The 14,779-nt window shown below is 66.2% G+C and carries 22 protein-coding genes; 8 read left to right on the top strand and 14 right to left on the bottom strand.

Annotation, left to right across the window (positions count from 1 at the left end; genetic code table 11):
- The first annotated feature begins 55 nt into the window (after positions 1-55).
- The gene (locus KBZ33_RS02485; protein WP_254949881.1) at positions 56-370 is read left to right on the top strand and encodes a hypothetical protein; all 315 of its coding nucleotides are present in this window, start codon (positions 56-58) and stop codon (positions 368-370) included.
- 215 nt (positions 371-585) lie between these two features.
- Here the strand turns inward: KBZ33_RS02485 and KBZ33_RS02490 are convergent, their stop codons facing one another.
- From KBZ33_RS02490 to KBZ33_RS02535, 10 genes are all read right to left on the bottom strand, one after another.
- Positions 586-1,824, bottom strand: a complete 1,239-nt coding sequence (locus KBZ33_RS02490; protein ID WP_254949879.1) for a hypothetical protein — start codon at positions 1,822-1,824, stop codon at positions 586-588.
- Positions 1,821-2,699, bottom strand: coding sequence for a hypothetical protein (locus KBZ33_RS02495; protein ID WP_254949877.1), 879 nt, complete (start codon positions 2,697-2,699; stop codon positions 1,821-1,823). Before KBZ33_RS02495 ends, KBZ33_RS02490 begins: the two co-directional genes overlap by 4 nt.
- A 1-nt stretch (position 2,700) precedes the next feature.
- Positions 2,701-3,120, bottom strand: a complete 420-nt coding sequence (locus tag KBZ33_RS02500; protein WP_254949875.1) for a hypothetical protein — start codon at positions 3,118-3,120, stop codon at positions 2,701-2,703.
- Between the two features lie 39 nt (positions 3,121-3,159).
- A complete protein-coding gene (locus KBZ33_RS21435) occupies positions 3,160-4,404 on the bottom strand; it encodes a hypothetical protein (protein ID WP_261362182.1) in 1,245 nt (414 codons plus the stop codon).
- Positions 4,405-4,638: 234 nt separating this feature from the next.
- A complete protein-coding gene (locus KBZ33_RS02510; protein WP_254949873.1) occupies positions 4,639-5,025 on the bottom strand; it encodes a hypothetical protein in 387 nt (128 codons plus the stop codon).
- Positions 5,026-5,127: 102 nt separating this feature from the next.
- On the bottom strand, positions 5,128-5,826 hold the full coding sequence (locus KBZ33_RS02515) for a hypothetical protein (RefSeq protein WP_254949872.1): 699 nt from the start codon (positions 5,824-5,826) through the stop codon (positions 5,128-5,130).
- 5 nt (positions 5,827-5,831) lie between these two features.
- Positions 5,832-6,608 carry a hypothetical protein gene (locus tag KBZ33_RS02520; protein ID WP_254949870.1) on the bottom strand — a complete coding sequence of 259 codons (777 nt, stop codon included), beginning with the start codon at positions 6,606-6,608 and terminating at the stop codon, positions 5,832-5,834.
- Between the two features lie 18 nt (positions 6,609-6,626).
- Positions 6,627-7,124 carry a hypothetical protein gene (locus KBZ33_RS02525; RefSeq protein WP_254949868.1) on the bottom strand — a complete coding sequence of 166 codons (498 nt, stop codon included), beginning with the start codon at positions 7,122-7,124 and terminating at the stop codon, positions 6,627-6,629.
- 2 nt (positions 7,125-7,126) lie between these two features.
- A complete protein-coding gene (locus tag KBZ33_RS02530) occupies positions 7,127-7,564 on the bottom strand; it encodes a hypothetical protein (RefSeq protein ID WP_190546143.1) in 438 nt (145 codons plus the stop codon).
- Between the two features lie 35 nt (positions 7,565-7,599).
- Positions 7,600-8,517 (bottom strand): major capsid protein, encoded by a 918-nt coding sequence (locus tag KBZ33_RS02535; RefSeq protein ID WP_254949865.1) that lies wholly within the window; start codon positions 8,515-8,517, stop codon positions 7,600-7,602.
- A 125-nt stretch (positions 8,518-8,642) separates the two neighbouring features.
- On the opposite strand from KBZ33_RS02535, the gene KBZ33_RS02540 reads away from it, so the two are divergent.
- A complete protein-coding gene (locus tag KBZ33_RS02540; protein ID WP_254949863.1) occupies positions 8,643-8,855 on the top strand; it encodes a hypothetical protein in 213 nt (70 codons plus the stop codon).
- Between the two features lie 25 nt (positions 8,856-8,880).
- On the opposite strand, the gene KBZ33_RS02545 is transcribed toward KBZ33_RS02540, so the two are convergent.
- Both KBZ33_RS02545 and KBZ33_RS02550 read right to left on the bottom strand, forming a co-directional pair.
- Positions 8,881-9,141: a hypothetical protein gene (locus tag KBZ33_RS02545; RefSeq protein ID WP_255011492.1), complete on the bottom strand. Its 261-nt coding sequence runs from the start codon at positions 9,139-9,141 to the stop codon at positions 8,881-8,883.
- 36 nt (positions 9,142-9,177) lie between these two features.
- A complete protein-coding gene (locus KBZ33_RS02550; RefSeq protein ID WP_254949860.1) occupies positions 9,178-9,432 on the bottom strand; it encodes a hypothetical protein in 255 nt (84 codons plus the stop codon).
- Positions 9,433-9,770: 338 nt separating this feature from the next.
- Between KBZ33_RS02550 and KBZ33_RS02555 the strand changes: the two genes are divergently transcribed.
- The 3 genes from KBZ33_RS02555 (at position 9,771) to KBZ33_RS02565 (ending at position 10,950) form a co-directional block, all read left to right on the top strand.
- Positions 9,771-9,956 carry a hypothetical protein gene (locus tag KBZ33_RS02555; RefSeq protein WP_254949858.1) on the top strand — a complete coding sequence of 62 codons (186 nt, stop codon included), beginning with the start codon at positions 9,771-9,773 and terminating at the stop codon, positions 9,954-9,956.
- Between the two features lie 137 nt (positions 9,957-10,093).
- The gene (locus KBZ33_RS02560) at positions 10,094-10,426 is read left to right on the top strand and encodes a hypothetical protein (RefSeq protein WP_254949856.1); all 333 of its coding nucleotides are present in this window, start codon (positions 10,094-10,096) and stop codon (positions 10,424-10,426) included.
- 125 nt (positions 10,427-10,551) lie between these two features.
- The gene (locus KBZ33_RS02565; protein WP_254949855.1) at positions 10,552-10,950 is read left to right on the top strand and encodes a DoxX family protein; all 399 of its coding nucleotides are present in this window, start codon (positions 10,552-10,554) and stop codon (positions 10,948-10,950) included.
- Between the two features lie 192 nt (positions 10,951-11,142).
- Here the strand turns inward: KBZ33_RS02565 and KBZ33_RS02570 are convergent, their stop codons facing one another.
- Together KBZ33_RS02570 and KBZ33_RS02575 are read right to left on the bottom strand one after the other, a co-directional pair.
- Positions 11,143-11,496 carry a hypothetical protein gene (locus KBZ33_RS02570; RefSeq protein WP_254949854.1) on the bottom strand — a complete coding sequence of 118 codons (354 nt, stop codon included), beginning with the start codon at positions 11,494-11,496 and terminating at the stop codon, positions 11,143-11,145.
- Between the two features lie 68 nt (positions 11,497-11,564).
- Positions 11,565-11,690: a hypothetical protein gene (locus KBZ33_RS02575; protein WP_254949852.1), complete on the bottom strand. Its 126-nt coding sequence runs from the start codon at positions 11,688-11,690 to the stop codon at positions 11,565-11,567.
- 103 nt (positions 11,691-11,793) lie between these two features.
- On the opposite strand from KBZ33_RS02575, the gene KBZ33_RS02580 reads away from it, so the two are divergent.
- From KBZ33_RS02580 to KBZ33_RS02590, 3 genes are read left to right on the top strand one after another with little or no spacing between them, the layout of a single operon-like run.
- On the top strand, positions 11,794-12,924 hold the full coding sequence (locus KBZ33_RS02580; protein ID WP_254949850.1) for an AraC family transcriptional regulator: 1,131 nt from the start codon (positions 11,794-11,796) through the stop codon (positions 12,922-12,924).
- Positions 12,921-13,766, top strand: a complete 846-nt coding sequence (locus KBZ33_RS02585; protein WP_254949848.1) for a hypothetical protein — start codon at positions 12,921-12,923, stop codon at positions 13,764-13,766. Before KBZ33_RS02580 ends, KBZ33_RS02585 begins: the two co-directional genes overlap by 4 nt.
- A gap of 24 nt (positions 13,767-13,790) precedes the next feature.
- Positions 13,791-14,612 carry an HpsJ family protein gene (locus KBZ33_RS02590; protein WP_254949846.1) on the top strand — a complete coding sequence of 274 codons (822 nt, stop codon included), beginning with the start codon at positions 13,791-13,793 and terminating at the stop codon, positions 14,610-14,612.
- The last annotated feature ends 167 nt before the right edge of the window (positions 14,613-14,779 follow it).

A 14,779-nucleotide genomic window follows, 5' to 3' on the forward strand; every position in this document is an offset into this window, starting at 1 on the left:
CTGGCCAGCCCTTGCGCGGCGCCGCCTCTGGGTCGGGTCCTCCGCCGCTACGGCCATGGCCCAGGTCCAGGTTCTCCACGATGTGCTCCAGAGCGGGATCCGCTGGCGCGTCACCCTCCATGCCTGCCCCGATCAAGGGTCCCTGGTGCGCTTTGAGAAAAGCGGCAAGGGCGGCCGGCTGTTGCATCAGCAATCTGCCCAGTGGAATCCGCTGGCTGGTGGCTTCCTGCTGCCCCGTGAGCGGGTAGCAGGCGGGATGGTGCCTAAATACCTGGTGGAGCGAATTGAAGCCATCCTGCGCGGATCACCCCTGCCAGCTAGGCGCTCGGAGCGGGAGCAGGTGCGCGGCAGGTTGGTGCGGGCCCGGTAGGGGCCTGGCGGATGGCCTGCAGATCCCCGTCATCGCTCGCCCCCCCTTCTTCCCGCCCGCACGCGACAGGCTGCGCCTGCAGGGAGAACTCGGGTGGACACAACAGGCACAGATACGAGTACCTGATGCCGGAGTTCGAGCGTTCGCCCACCGATCCGTTGCACCTGCTGCTGCTCAAGGACATCCACTGGACGCTGGGGCGCTGAACCCAGACCTCACACCCCCCTGGGCCAGAGCAGCCCTGCAGTGGGTCGAGGGGAACCTCCGGTGCCACCCTCGCCGCCGCCAGTACCCCCACCTCCGCCAGGGTTGTTGCTGAGCAGTGGTCCCTGCTGCGGGTGTTGGCGGGTGCCCATGGCGCTCATCGGCGGGAAGTGGCGGATGAAGTCCGCCGTGCCGGTGATCAGCTGCAGGCCCTGGGGCGGCAGGCCGCTGATGAAGTGCAGCTCGTTGCATTCCCGCCAGTGGCTCAGGGCCAGGGCGGAGCTCCAGGGGCTGGCCTGGTTGTGGCCGGTGCCCGCTGGCACCCACAGCCACACATCCCGCTCGCTGGAGCGTTGCCCCAGTTGCAGCATCACCCCATCGGGCCGGGTCACCTTGCCGAAATGGGTGCTGGCGCCGCGGATCGAGGTGGAGCCGATGAACAGCGGCGCCGGCAGCTGGATCAGCGGCGGCGGGGAATCGAACAGGCCCTGGGGCTGGAGCACGAAGTCGTAATGACCCAGGGCGATGCCGCTGCGCAGCTGGTGGCCGTTGGCGGTAATGCTCGAGCCGATCGCCGAGGGAAGACCGCCAAAGCGGTTGCCCGAATAGCCGTGCAGCACGACCTGCCCGTAGAACTGCTTGCTGGTGCGGGGGAAGACGGCGATCGAGTTCCAGCCCGTCGAGCCAGGGCTCTTGTAGAGGGCATGGCAGCTGTCGCGATGAAGCTCGTCGTTGCCGCCATGGGTCTTGAGGGCCCAGCAGAAGAACTCCTGGCCGGGGGTGGTGTCCTGGGCAATCAGCAGGATCGCGCCGATGGCGGTGGCCCCGGTGAGGGTGCTGTCGACATAGGCCAACCCGGTGCTGTTGGCGCTGGAGTCGCTGTAGGTGCCGTAGCCGCCGTTGCTGGTGTTGTTCGAGAAGGTGCTGGCCAGCGCACTGCCGAACGCGGCGCTGCTGCTGCTCTGGGTATCGCCCTGGGGGATGGCTCCTGTGGTTTCGGAGAGGAACCAGAGGTGGGCGGGTTCCACTGGATGGCCCAGCTGCCAGGTGTAACCCCAGCGGTTGGCGGTCGCATCGGAGTGGGAACGCACCACCGAGAGGGGAGTGCTGGCGTTATCGGGGAGGGCGTTCACCAGGGCGGCAAAGGACCGAAAAGCCGCGTCAAGCTGCAGGCCGACCCCAGCAGGGTCCTTGCCGGTCCACTTCCAGCTGCCGGGCGCAAAGCTCTGGCAGAACACCTGATAGGTCATGGGGGTGCGTCCTTGATGCGCAGCAGCAGGCCATGGCCGCCGATCGCCAGCCACTCGCTGCCATCGGGCGGCTTGAAGTAGCTCATCGCCCCGCTGCTGAGGTTCACTGCCGCGAAATCGGGGGGAAGCAGCAGCGGCTCCCAGAACTGGGCCGGTTCATTGGCGCTCTCGTAGTAGCTCCAGTCGGTGGTGGCGATCACCAACTCAGCGGGCCGGCGGATCTGGATCGGGGCGAAGGAGTTTTCACGCAGCAGGGTGCGGGAGCCTGAGGGCTGGCCCGAGCGGACGTTCCAGCTCACCGCCCGTAGCGCATCAAAGCTGGTGGAGGGGGGCGAGGCCGCCAGGATCCAGTGCCCGGACACCTGATCACGGGCAATCAGCAGCGGCACCGCCTGGCGGTTGGTGAACCGGTGCTGGCTGTAGGCGAACACGAAGTATTCAGCGCCCGCTGCCAGCGACCAACCCACCTGCGCGTTGAACGGCAGCGGGGTGGTGCTCCAGGCCCCGCTGCTGGTGCCGACATCAGCGCCCGGATACACCCAGCCCTGCTGGGAATCGGCACCCACGTAGGGCTCGCTGTTGCCGATCCCAGGGCGGATCTGCAGGGTGGTGCCGGTAAGGAACACCTCCAGCAGCAGCACCGCCGGATCTCCACCAGGGGTGAGCTGCGACAGGGTCGCCTCGATCCGCCAGCCGCAGGGATCGCTGGCGGTGGCCGTGGGGTTGGGGGCGGTGGCGATGCGCAGCTGGTGTTGGCTCACCTGGGCGTTGGCGGCGGTGAGCCAGTTCTGCAGATAGCCGTTCACCTCGGTGGCCACCGAGGGCCAGGTGGTGTCGGTGCCGAGGCGGCTGATGTCGATCAGGGTGCGGCTCATCTCAGGGCGCCAACACGACGGCGGTGACGGTGAGGGCGATGGCGGCCTGGGCGGTGCTGGTGTTGCGCACCAGCGCCCGCAGCAGCGGCATCGCCGCAGCGGTTTCGGTTGAGAAGTAGGTGCCGCCTGGTGGGGCGGTGATGTTCAGAGCAGAAGCCGTGGTGACCAGATCGAGCAGCACCCCGCTCCCCGGGGCCGGGTCCTGGGTGAGGGGGCGGCTGCCATCGGCCTCCCGCGCCACCGCCGAGCTGTAGAAGCTCACCCAGGCCGGTGCATCGGTGCTGATGGTGAAGAAATGGCCCAGCCGCCCCAGGCCAGGTAGGTCCAGCAGGGCGCTGGCGCCCGGCAGCAGGGGCGTGGTGGTGGCGCTCACGCTCAGCCACTGGCCGGGGACCTGGGTGCGCGGCAGCCAGTTGGCCATCAGCCGGTTCCCATCAGCAGCAGAGGGTGGGGCAGAGCATCAGGGCAGCACCTGGATGCGGCGGATAGCCCGCACCTGGGTGCCTGAGGCGATCGTCTTGCTCTCGGCGAACTGATCACCCAGGTAGGTCATCCGCAGGTAGGCGGTGCCACTGGCGGCCTGGGTGGAGGTCCAGTGGAAGAAGGGATCGTCGCCGACGTTCTCGTCGAAGTGCCGGAGCGTCTCCGCCCCACCAGCGCGGAAAGCGAGCACCGAGGTGAGGGCCGGGTTGCTGTCGGTGTAGTTCCCGCCCGCCGGCACCGCATAGGGGTTGGCGCCAAAGCCCGCCCCCGAGTAGGTGCCAGCAGCTGTCGCCTCCGCCTTGAAGGCCCGATACAGCACATCCCACTCCTGGGATGCCGGCAGGTACCAGTCGTCGTAGCCGCCGATGGTGAGCGAGCGGCAGAACTGGGCCGCCGGATGGCTGGCGTTGTTCATCGCCTCGCTGTTGGCCCAGCCGTCAAACACACTCGTGGTGCCGGTGCTGGTGGTGTTGGCGCTCTTCCAGGCCACGTTCAGCAGCGAGCCGGCCGTCTTGGGCGCCACGATCAGCGCATGGCTGGCCACGCCGTTGGCGGTGTGGCTGATCAGACCGGCATAGAAGCCGCCCTGGAAGGAGCTGCCGATGGCCGGCAGATCGGCGACGCGGATCGGGCCGAGCTGATAGACGGTGCCGGTGAGCAGGTCGAGGTAGAGGTCGCCATCGACCGCACCAGGGATGGTCAGCGGTGGAGCGCCGCTGCCGGTGAACCAGCCGGTGCCGCGGGGACCGATCGCCCCATCAATGCCGGCAGGTCCCTGGATTCCCTGGGGACCTTGGGGACCAGCAGGTCCCTGCGGGCCAGCCGCACCAGCAGGGCCCGCCACACCCGCAGGGCCTTGCGGGCCCTGGATCGAGCCGCCATTCACCCAGCTGCTGGTGCCGCTGTCCCACACCCGCAGCGAGTCGTCGGCCTGCACCAAGTAGGCATCGCCCTGGGCGGCATTGGCGGGCAGGTTGGCGATCGCCGCCACTGAGCCCTTGAAGTTGATACCGATGCCGGCTGGACCTTGGATGCCCTGCGATCCGGTCGGACCAGCCGGACCAGAAGGGCCAGCGGGACCCTCGGGGCCCTGCAGACCGGCCGGGCCCTGGGGTCCCTGGGGGCCAGCAGGCCCCTGGTTGCCCTGCACACCAGGTGAACCCTGCGGGCCAGCGGGCCCCTCAGGACCGCGGATTGAACCGGTGGAATTCCAGGACCCCATGGCAGCCAGACGGGTGTTGCGTCACGGGCTATTGCCATGGAGCGGGATTGTCCCCATCGGGGGACGGCCAGGGCTGGCAGGGTCCGAATAGAGGTGGAGTGTTGCCGGCGCAGGCAGCGCCTCCCCAGCCACCTGCTGATCCAGACCGGCGACGCTGGGCGCGTGCAGTCCCGCGCCCCAGCTTTCCCAAGCCCGGCCCCAGCCTCCTGTCTTCCCTTCCGGAAGGCAGGGGCCTTACTGCAGCTCGATCGAAACCGTCAGGCCCAGAGGGCTGCCGGAGGCCGCCGTGACCTGCAGCCATAGCCAGTGACCCGAGGGGATGGTGGGGCTCTGAAAGATGGTGCTTGCGCTGCCGGTCGTGGTGCTGGTGACGGTGATCGGATCTGTCGTGGCAGCTGTGCCTGTGGCGGAAACATCGGCGCCATGGCGCAGCGAGAAGGAGACGCTGGGGCTGGTGCCGCCCGTGAGCACGGCATCGACGCGGCTGATGGTCAAGACCTGGGGTGCCCGCAGCAGGAGGCGCCGGTCATTGACCAGGGGGCTGGGCATCGAGAGCACCAGCGGTGTCATCGGCCCTGGCGGTCCGAGCAGCGAGGCCAACTGACGCCAGGAGAGGGGCATGGAGAACAGATGGCGGCATCACTGGCTTTTGCCAGTTGCCCACGGGCTGGGCTCCCCCAACTCCAAGCGAACTCCTAATCGACGCCAAATTTGGAGTTGCGCTCAGCGCTGCTCCAGGAGCTGGCCGAGTCGCTGGGAGATCAGCTGCAACTGCTTCTGCTGCCGCTGGTGCAAGCCACCAGGGGTGTCTGACCGCTCTTGGTCGTAGAGCGCCAGCAGTAGCCCCTGGCTGCGCCCTGCACTGCTGCAACCCACAGGACAGACCAGGATCACGCCGTTGCTGCCTGCCGGCGAACGCACCGCCATCGGCAGAGCGCCGGCTTCATCGCTGGCGCACAGGCCCAGGGCAGCGTGGCCCAACGCCTCGGCCATCTCCACACCCAGCAGCGGTTGCTGTCCCGGCGTCAGAGCCAGCTGGCCATGGCGCCCATCGGCCGCCAGCACGGTCACGCTGCCGCCGCCCTCCCACTGCAGCAGCGCCAGGGTGTGGAGACCATCGCCACTGCTTTCGATCGCGCTGCGCAGCAGGGTTTGCACCTGCCCCTGATGCGCCCTTACCTGCTCCTGCAGGGTCTGCAGGTGGGTGGTGCTGAACCGTTTGGCCAGGTCCGGCTGCAGGGTGATCAGCAGCCAGGCGGTGTAGAGCACCAGCCCGAGCAGCACGATGCGCGAGAGGCGATAGAGCAGCTGCCAGGGATTGCGGGCATCGAGCACATCGCCGACGGCTTTCTGCAGCGCATCGCTGGTGGCGCGGGTGAACACCTCCACCCGCTCGGCCAGGCCCTTATTCGTGTCAGGCACGGCGATCAGGCGGAGAGTTCGTAGACCTGCCCGCTGAGGCGGTCCAGGTAGAAGTCCCCCACCGCCGGAGCAGGCTGCAAGGTCGTGGGCGGTGGACCATCGCCGGAGTACCAGCGGGTGGCGCGGCTGCCGACGCCTGATTCCTGCACCACCGCCAGGGCGGGTTCACCGCTGCTGGGGTCCGGCATGAAGCCCAGACCGCCGTTCGGGTGCAGCCGCAGGCGCCAGACCACGGCATGGCGGCCGTCGTAGGGCTCGCCGCTGATGCCGGCGCTGGGAATCAGTGGCTGGATCACACCACCTGTTCCACCGCCGCCATCGCGGTTGTTGAGGAGCTGCTGGGGCGGCACCGGACAACCCAGCAGGGCAACAGAGAGAGAGGCAACGAGCATGCCCAGCTGCACCTGCACCGTCACATCCGCCCGCTGGCTGTAGACGTGCCGTAGGCGCGGTGCTGTGCGCGATATCGCCGGCCATGGGACGACATTGCTGCTGCCGTCGCCCCAGGTCACCGAGATCGGTGAGGGGATGGTCTGGCGGGGGTTGATCAGCAGCTCGATGGCGACCGAACCGATGGGTTCGTTCCAGCGGCTGTCGGCCGGCAGCCAGAACAACTCCAGGTCATCCGCCGGGATGGGTCCCTTGCGGTAGCCGAGTTCGGCCCAGCGGCTGAACTCCATCGGCAGCACCCACTGCTCCACCCCCGGGCAGCCGATGGGTGGAAGCAGCCGTACCCGTTGGCCGCCCACGGTGCTGGGTTGCTGGGGCAGGGGGTAGGGCATGGCCAGCAGGTGGTGGGATCAGATCAACGAGTCGTCGAAGAGGTCATCAGGCAGGGCGGTCAACGCAAGCTCCCCATCTGCGGCGGAGTCGTCACCTGAATCGGTTCCTGGCTCCGGTGCCAAATCAGTGGCTACCGGGGACTCAGCTTCGGCCGCGCCCGCCTCAGCGATCGTCCCGGTCTGTTCTGGCGTGGCCTCAATGACCACAGGGGGCTGCTCTTGCTCTTCCTTGCGGCGTCGCCCGCGCCGGCCGCGGGTTGCTGCAGGTTTTGCATCGTCCTGCTCAAGGAGTTCGCCAGCGGCCGCGGCGATCGGTGCCGGCGGCTCTGCTGCGGAAACCCCACCTGAGGGGGCTCCGGCTGTGGCCTCGACCCCGGCAACCCGCCAACCGAGTGCCAGCCAGCCCGGCAGATGCACCGGCCAGACGTAGCGCTCCTGGCTGCCCTGTCGGATACGCAGCATCCCGGCCGGCAGCGGACCCTGGGCCGCCTGACCAACCATGGGTGAGGGGTTCATGCTCAGGCCGGCAGGGTGGCGGTCAGGCCGACGACCATTCCCTCGGGCGTTGAGGGGGTGACGACAGCCTTGGCGAAGCAGAGCGCCGGCAGGTCGGCGTTATCCACATCCGCCGTGTCCAGCAGGATGTCGTGGCCGCTGATGTAGGCCTCCACCCGGCCGCCTTCCGCAGGCACGGCGACGGTGGCGACGGGCACGAAGGTGCCCATGGTTCCGTCGCGGAGTTCAGGGGCCAGGTGCAGCACCACCGTCACCGCAGCGCTGTGGCCGGGGTGGGACACCAGCAGGGAGAACTGTGAGGCGGCATCGAGCTTGGTGTTCAGCTTGACCACCTCACCGCTGGTGAACACCTTCTCGGTGTCGCGGGTGGCGGAGCGGTTAGTCCAGCCCACCAGCACCGTGGCGGCATCGAGGAGGGCGTTGGCTTTCAGGCGAGTCATCGGGCGATCTCCAGATCAGGTGTGTGTGGTGCAGCTCAGGAAATGGGGGCGATGCTGTGCAGCCGGCCAGCAGCGCGGGGGTGCATGACGCCAAAGCCCACGTACCAATCGATCCGGGTGCGGAACACAGGCGCATCGGGCACCTCACCGAGGTCCCGCACCGAAATCCCATAACGACCCTGGAACGGGCCCTGCAGACCGGTAACGGCCTGGTCGCCAAAGGTGCAGCAGTAGATCGAGCTGGTGCCCCCGGCCTCGCCGTAACCCAGCACTTCCAGGCCCTGGGCGTCACGGTCGACGGTGAGGATCTGGCACTCCTGGTAGTGGTGCACCATCACCCCCAGGTTGTTGGTGGTGACGTTGTAAACGCCCTGACCAACGGTGGCCCGAGCCAAGGCATTGAGCTGACGGCGCATCGCCTTGCTCATCACCAGGTACTTCATGCCGCCGTAGGAGTTGACCGAATCGATCAGCTCATCGAGCTTGTCGAAATCCAAGGGCCCGCCGCCGTTGTTCAGCGCCATCTCAGCTCCAGGGGTGAGACGCCTGGCTAGGCCGTCAAAGCCCCTGCCCTGGTTGGCGGTGGCATCGCCATTGACCAGGGCGGCCTCCAGCGTCAACCGCATCGAGCGCACCTTCATCTCCACCTGGGAGGCGCGGGCCTCGGGGCCCTGCAGGTCAACGATCGAGCGGTCCACATCCACGTCACCGCCAAAGAGGTGCACCGCTTCTGATTGGGGATCAACGACGCCGTAGCTCTGCTTGTAGCCCTCGTTCACGGCGCGGAAGCCCACCGAGGGGAGCTCCTTCTCGACGGAATAGAAGAGGCCGCCGCCGGCGATGTTCATGAACGGCAGCCAGCTGAGCAGTTCGCCCTCAGCAAAGGTCTTGATCACCGCCAGGTGCTCCAGACGGCTCTCGTACTTGGCTGCCTCGATCAGGGTGAGGCCCATTGGTGCTGCACTCCCGGGGCCTGGCCCCAATTGACGTCACCGGCTATTGCCAACGTCCGGGCCTGAGCACAAATACTTACGGTCTTGCGTTTTGTGCTGAGCATCGGGGCATCGCATCTGCGGCCATGACCAACCCCAACACCCCATCGGCAGCCCGCCAGGGAGGGTCCACCAGCCCGCCCCGCCTGCTGCGTCGCGTCCCTGCAGGCAGCCGGATGCCTCAGGGCTGGCCCACTTCCCATGGGGCCCTGATCAGCGGCGGCCGCTACGACTTCCAGCCCGGTGCAGCGCACCTGTGCGCGAATCTGCGCCTGCTCCTGCTCCCGCAGCTGGATTGAGTGCCCAACGGGCCATGCCCACCGCTCATGGAGCCTCTGCGGGATCCTGCAGCAGGGGAAACACTCTGGGCGAGCCAAGGATCAGCAACCAGGCCACGCTGAAGGCAGCGGCCGCCACCCATTGCTGCCGCAGCAGGGCCACCACGGCGATCGTGCTGGCGGTGACCCGCACGGCCCGCACCGCAAAGCGGATCAGGGCGAGCTTCCGATCGGCCGGCGGAGCGCTCGATGTGACTTCTTTCGCGGGATCTGGTGATCGATCTGTCGCGGAATTGTCAGCAGCCATAGCGAGAGCTTTTGGCTGCCCATGATCGCCACGGAATCAGAGCGCCGTCGTCGGCAGCGGGCAGAGCAGCTGCACGGGGTGGCGGATGGTGCGCCAGTCACCGTTGCTGGTGCTCACCTCCAGGCCGATGGAGGCCTGGCCCGGGTCAGGTTCGAATCCAGCCAGCCAGCCGATGGCCTCTGAGATGGCCTCCTCGATCGACTCGTAACGACCATCAAGGTAGGGATGGGGCTGGAGGAAGGCGTCGATGAGCCGGTAGGCCCGCCTCGCGTGCTGTCGAGAGAAAAGCATGGGGCCGTTCAGGGGTGCCATCACGGGATCCGCTTGCAAAGCAACTTTGTCCACTGTGCCGGATGTTGCACTGTCACGCTGAATACCAGGGCGTTGCAAACGGCCGATCAGCAGATCGGCGGCGTTCGTGCAGCCGCCGAAGTGAGCAGCGCGGCGGCACTGCAGCCACCAGCTCCTGAACGGGCTCCGCTCCGGCCCGCTTCATGGTCGGGGGGCGCCTCAAGGGTTTCACGAGCCCGCCGGTGCTGACGTTGGCTCCGCGGCGCTGCGCATCTCAGTTGTGGCCGGGCCCTTGACCCGCCCCCCGCCGGCAGAGGAGTCCTACGCGGAGCCCTTCCATGGCTTCTCTGTCCCGCAAAGCCCACCTGCAGCAGTGCTGCTGGGAGCTGCTCGATGATCTGGCGTTCTGCAGCGAGCGCTATCCCCGGCTGGCTGAGTTGGCGGCTGAGGTGCTGTTTGAGCAGCAGTCGGCCGCGCCAGCCATGCCCGTTGATCCGGCGCTGGAGGCGTTGGTGCCCTTCTGAGGCAGGCACACCAGCCGGCAGGGCTCCCCGGGGCCCTGTCTTTCTGCTGCTCGCGGCCGCAATGGACGACTTGCCCGGCATGGCCTGGCAGCCGATCCACCGGGACCCACGACACCACTGGCGGAAGTGGAGCACTGGTGGGGACCGGAGCCATCACGGTCGGCGAGGGGGGAGGACTGCACCGCTGCCCCGGCCGTCTCGTCCCTGCGGGCCGCTACAGCCGAGGCCTGACGCGGGTGTCCCTCGCCTTCCTCGTGATGGCTTCTTCTTTCCCCTGTTGCGAAATCCGCCAGCTGCTGGTGCACGTCTATCCCGGTGGCAGCAAGGCGGGCGCTGCTGAGCGCCTCACGGTCTTCTATGGCCGTCGTGGTCGCCCGGTCAAAAAGCCCCGCTTCATGCCGGCTGAGCTGGCCCATCAGTGGGCTCGCAAGCTGCAGGCCCGGCGGCTCGGCACCGTCTCGGTGCTCTGAGCCGCCAGGGGCTGCGGCCCCTGCCCCGGCGGGCCTGCGGGCCCCCGGGGCTTTTCCCTGTGGGGCAGTAAAGGCATACAGGACAACTCGCGGGCAACGCCCGGACCTTGGCCACCGGCCACACAATGCCCGCAGCAGCCCTCACCCCGATGAACCAGCAGAGCCACCAGCCCTCGTTGCTGAACCGCATCGCCCGGGTGTTGCTGTGCCTGGTGTTCATCCATGCCGTCATTGGCAAGCTGACGGGCTTTGCCGGCGTGGCCGGCGCCATTGCCGCCAAGGGACTACCGCTGGCACCGGTGCTGCTGGTGGCGGCCATGGCCCTGATGGCGGTGGGTTCAGCGCTGGTGATCAGCGCCTGGAAGGCCCGACTGGGAGCGGTGCTGCTGCTGGTGTTCCTGGTGCCCACCACCTTGCTGTTCCACGGAGATGTGGCCGACAGGATGGAGCGGATTCAGCTGTTCAAGAACCTGGCAATCATGGGCGGTCTGTTGCTGGTGGTCGATCAGGACAGCAAAGGTTGAAGGGTGGTGATTTCCGAGAATCTGAGAAATTTCCGAGGCAGCCGGCGCGGGTTTTTGATATTCGGGGGTATACCCCCCTTTTCAGCCTCGATTCGTTCGGCGATTCTGGTTTCACCGGTTCGGGGTTGGCAGCTCTATCGGTGGCGATGTCGGTTGTGGAACTGGTTGGTTGTGGGAGCGATCATGCGTCCGTCAGCGGCGGCGTTGGTCGGCTGAGCGTTCACCTGCCTGCTCGGCAGCATCCATCCGCCGGGCAACAGCCGTAGCCCAGCGCCGGCCCGGGTCTCCGCCCCAGCCATCCCAGGCCTGACGGCCCTTGCCGTAGGTCTCCCAGCTGGAGCCCTGCTTGTCGACTTCGTGACGGGCGAAGTAGCTCACCATCCGATCGATCGTCTGCGGTGAGAGCTCCTGCCGGTGGAGCAGCTGCCGGGCCCGGGCCAGGCCCACCGGTGTCATGCCGCGGTTGGACGGTGGCTGCTGGGCCCGCCGTTCCAGGGCGCGACGGGCAGCAGCGGCAACAGGAGCCGGCGGCTGAAAGGAGGCCATCTTCCTGCACAGCGCCGTGCTCCCGCGCGGGCCTGCCACTCCTGCCCAGCCTGCGGCTACGCGCGCACTCACCAGTTCCACCGCCAGATCAGGGCTGAGCGGGGCGAAACCACGGCGTCGAGGTTGGCTTCGCACACCTCGCTGAACAGCTCAGGGGAGAGCAGAAGGCAGCCGCAGAAGTGTAAGGGAAACATCAATCGGCAAAGCCCGCGACAGGCCACCTCCAGGTGACAAAGGCGACAATCCAAAAGCAAAAGCAAGCTAAACTCCCAGGCAACCTCAAAGCAATGCTCCCGAATGGAGCCGCAGGAGCCACCGATTGCGTTCGATCTGTTGCTGGTGGAGCGGCGTGAACGCTTCTCGTTCTGGCACGACGTCGGCTCACTGGTCCACAGGCCAGTTCATGAGCGCTATCAGCAACCATCCAGCCTGATGGTGCGCGCCCAGCTGCAGAACATGGGGGAGATCATGATCGGGCAGATGACGTCTACCCCTCAGTATTTCGAGCGCACCGCCACGATGATCAGGCGGGATCATGTTGACAGTTTTATGCTGGTGCTGATGGAAAGCGGCTCGATGCAGTGGGCCGGCGAGCAGAATGAGTATCAGGTCAAAGTAGGTGATCTCTTTCTGCTCAACAACCACGAAACCTTCCGTTGTGAATGGAGCGAGCACCAGCAGCTCTACGCCGTTCTGCCGCGCAGCCTGCTCACCGCTCCCGGCTGGTCGGAACCACACACCGCCCTGCTGCGCTCGGACGACCCCCGCGCCGATCTGCTGCGCCAGCACCTGCTCAGCCTCTGGCAGATGCAGTCCACAGGATTGAGGCCCCCGAGTCCCCAGCCCAACCTGGGCCAGGGCCTGGCACTGGGCCTGGCAAGCCTGACCCGCATTTACTTCTGCGAACCAGTCTCCGCGCAGGGTACTGATCTCGACCACCACCACTCCCTGATCGGCACCATCCAGCAATGGCTGGACAGCAATCTGCACAGAAGCGATCTCGATGCCGCCAGCATCGCGGCCGCCTTCCACCTGTCGCGATCCACGCTCTATGAGTTGTTCAGACCCTGGGGCGGCATCCGCACCTATCTGCAGGCGCGGCGGCTGGAGATGGCCCGCGAGATGCTCGAATCGGCTGATTCCCGCCTCAGCATCAGCCAGCTCGCCATCCAGCTCGGCTTTCGCAGCGTCTCCAGCTTCAGCCGAGCGTTCAGCGATCGCTGGGGCCTCTCCCCGAAACAGGCCCGGCAGCAGGCAGGCGACCAGCCACTCCCAGCCCACCTCGAGCGAGATACCGCATCAGCCACAGCCGCGGGCGCAGCCGACGAAGCCAGCCTGCACGCGCTTAAGGATGGAGCGCAGCGCTATTACAAGGCCGTACAACGGCTCAGCCGCGATCGAGGGGCGCCGTCGCCGGACGCCAGGTGAAAAACCTCGGACGCCAGGTCAACAAACAGCGAAGACTGGGCGAACCTTCTTACCTAAACTCTTGGCAACTAATTTTTTCCGCTCGGAAAATCTTTGCTATGAAGCTTGCTCGCAACTTCGCATCCGCCGTTGCCCTGACGGCCTCCATCATTCTCAGTATCGGCAGCAGCCCTGCTCGCGCCGCCACGCCGGCGCCGGTGTTCGGTACGGGTCAAAATCTCAACATCGGCGATCGAGATACGCGCTGGAAAATCATAGCCGCGCCGCAAGGATTCACGCCACCCGACTCTCAATCAATTGGGTACGATTCGTATGTTGTCAATGCATTCGGACCTTCAACTATTATGGGAACGACTTTCAATTGGATCTCCATAAATGATACAGGATTTGATCCCTTTGGAGACAGCAATGAGAGAAATTGGATTTTTGCACAAACATTTACCGTCAATCAAGCAGGCAATTATCTTTTTGATTTTGAAGTTGGCGCTGATAACGGATTAACGTTATTTGTTAATGGGAATCTGGGAGGGACTCTTGATCAACCCACCATTACAGGCGGCAGCCAAATTGGCCTTGAGGCCACAAATTTTCCAGATCTTGAGAATAGGGCTGGCACTGTTAACCTCACCGCAGGATCGCACACCCTTTACGCTGTATTTAGAGATTTTGGTGGTGGCGCAAGTTTCATTGTTGCGAACAACAATCCTTTCTCCCCCTCCAATAATACTGATGTTCCCGCCCCCCTCCCCCTCTTCGGTGCCGCCGCCGCCTTCGGGGCCAGCCGTCGCTTGAAGCGTCGCATTCGCCTCGCTCGCCCAGTGGCGCCTGATACAGCAGGTTGATCTTCACCCGCGAGCACCGCAATTTTGAGCTCAGAAGACCCATCCCTCCAGCATCTCTTTCTCTCCTGGAGGCTCGCCTTTCTTGCCTATGTGCTGTTCGGACTGTTCGTCATTCAGGTGCTGGCGGCGATCGTTCCGGTCCGCCTGATTGATCCAGCCTGGCAGCTCTCGCTGATCAGCTCCCTGCTGGCGATCGCCTACCTCCCCCTGCTCGGCCTCGGCCTGCTGCATCTCGCCTCCGGCCTCAGCGACTGGGATCGGCGGCTGCGACGTCAGCTGCGCTGGGCGGCTCGCCTGGCCCTGCCGGTGTGTCTGGGTTTTTTGCTGCTGATCCCGCTCCAGTGGGCAGCGCTCGGCCAGCTCAACAGCAAGGCCGACGGCCAGAGGCAGCGCGAACTCAGCCGTCTCGAAACGCTGGTGACCTCCCTGCGCCAGGTGGTGCGGCAGTCGGGCAGCACCACTGAGGTCTTCAGTCGGCTGCGGAGCCTCTCGGCACCACCCCCGCCAGCCGCCTATCAATCCATGCCGTTGCCGGTGCTGCGCGAAAGGATGAAGCGGGATCTGCTCGATGCCGAACAACAGCTCAACCTTCGCCGCGCCGATGCGGCCCGCAGCCGCTTCTGGAAGGTGGTGCCCCTCGCCAGCCGCAACACTCTCCTGCTGCTCAGCTTCTGCCTCGGCTTCGCCGGCCTCGCCCAGCGCCGTGGCCGCGAGCTGCCCCTGCTGCTCGAAACCTTCGATCGGCTGCAGCGTCTGCCGCAGCGCGCCCCCCGCAGCTTGCGCACCGGCAGCCAAGCCGAACGGCAGAATCTGGCCCGCTACGTGGAGGAGCTCAGCCGCGAATAAGGCCGAAGGCCACCCGCCGCCTCAATTCACCCACACCACGCTGCAGCCCTGCAGGAGCTGAATCAGGTGCGCAGCTCCGCCTTGGAGGCCGACAGGCTCCCTCAGCCCAGCGGTCCCTTTCCTCTCTCGTGTTGGCCTCTTCTTCCCCCCAGCTGCGAAATCCGCCA

This window comes from Cyanobium sp. Cruz-8D1 (assembly GCF_024345975.1).
Classification (GTDB): domain Bacteria; phylum Cyanobacteriota; class Cyanobacteriia; order PCC-6307; family Cyanobiaceae; genus Cyanobium.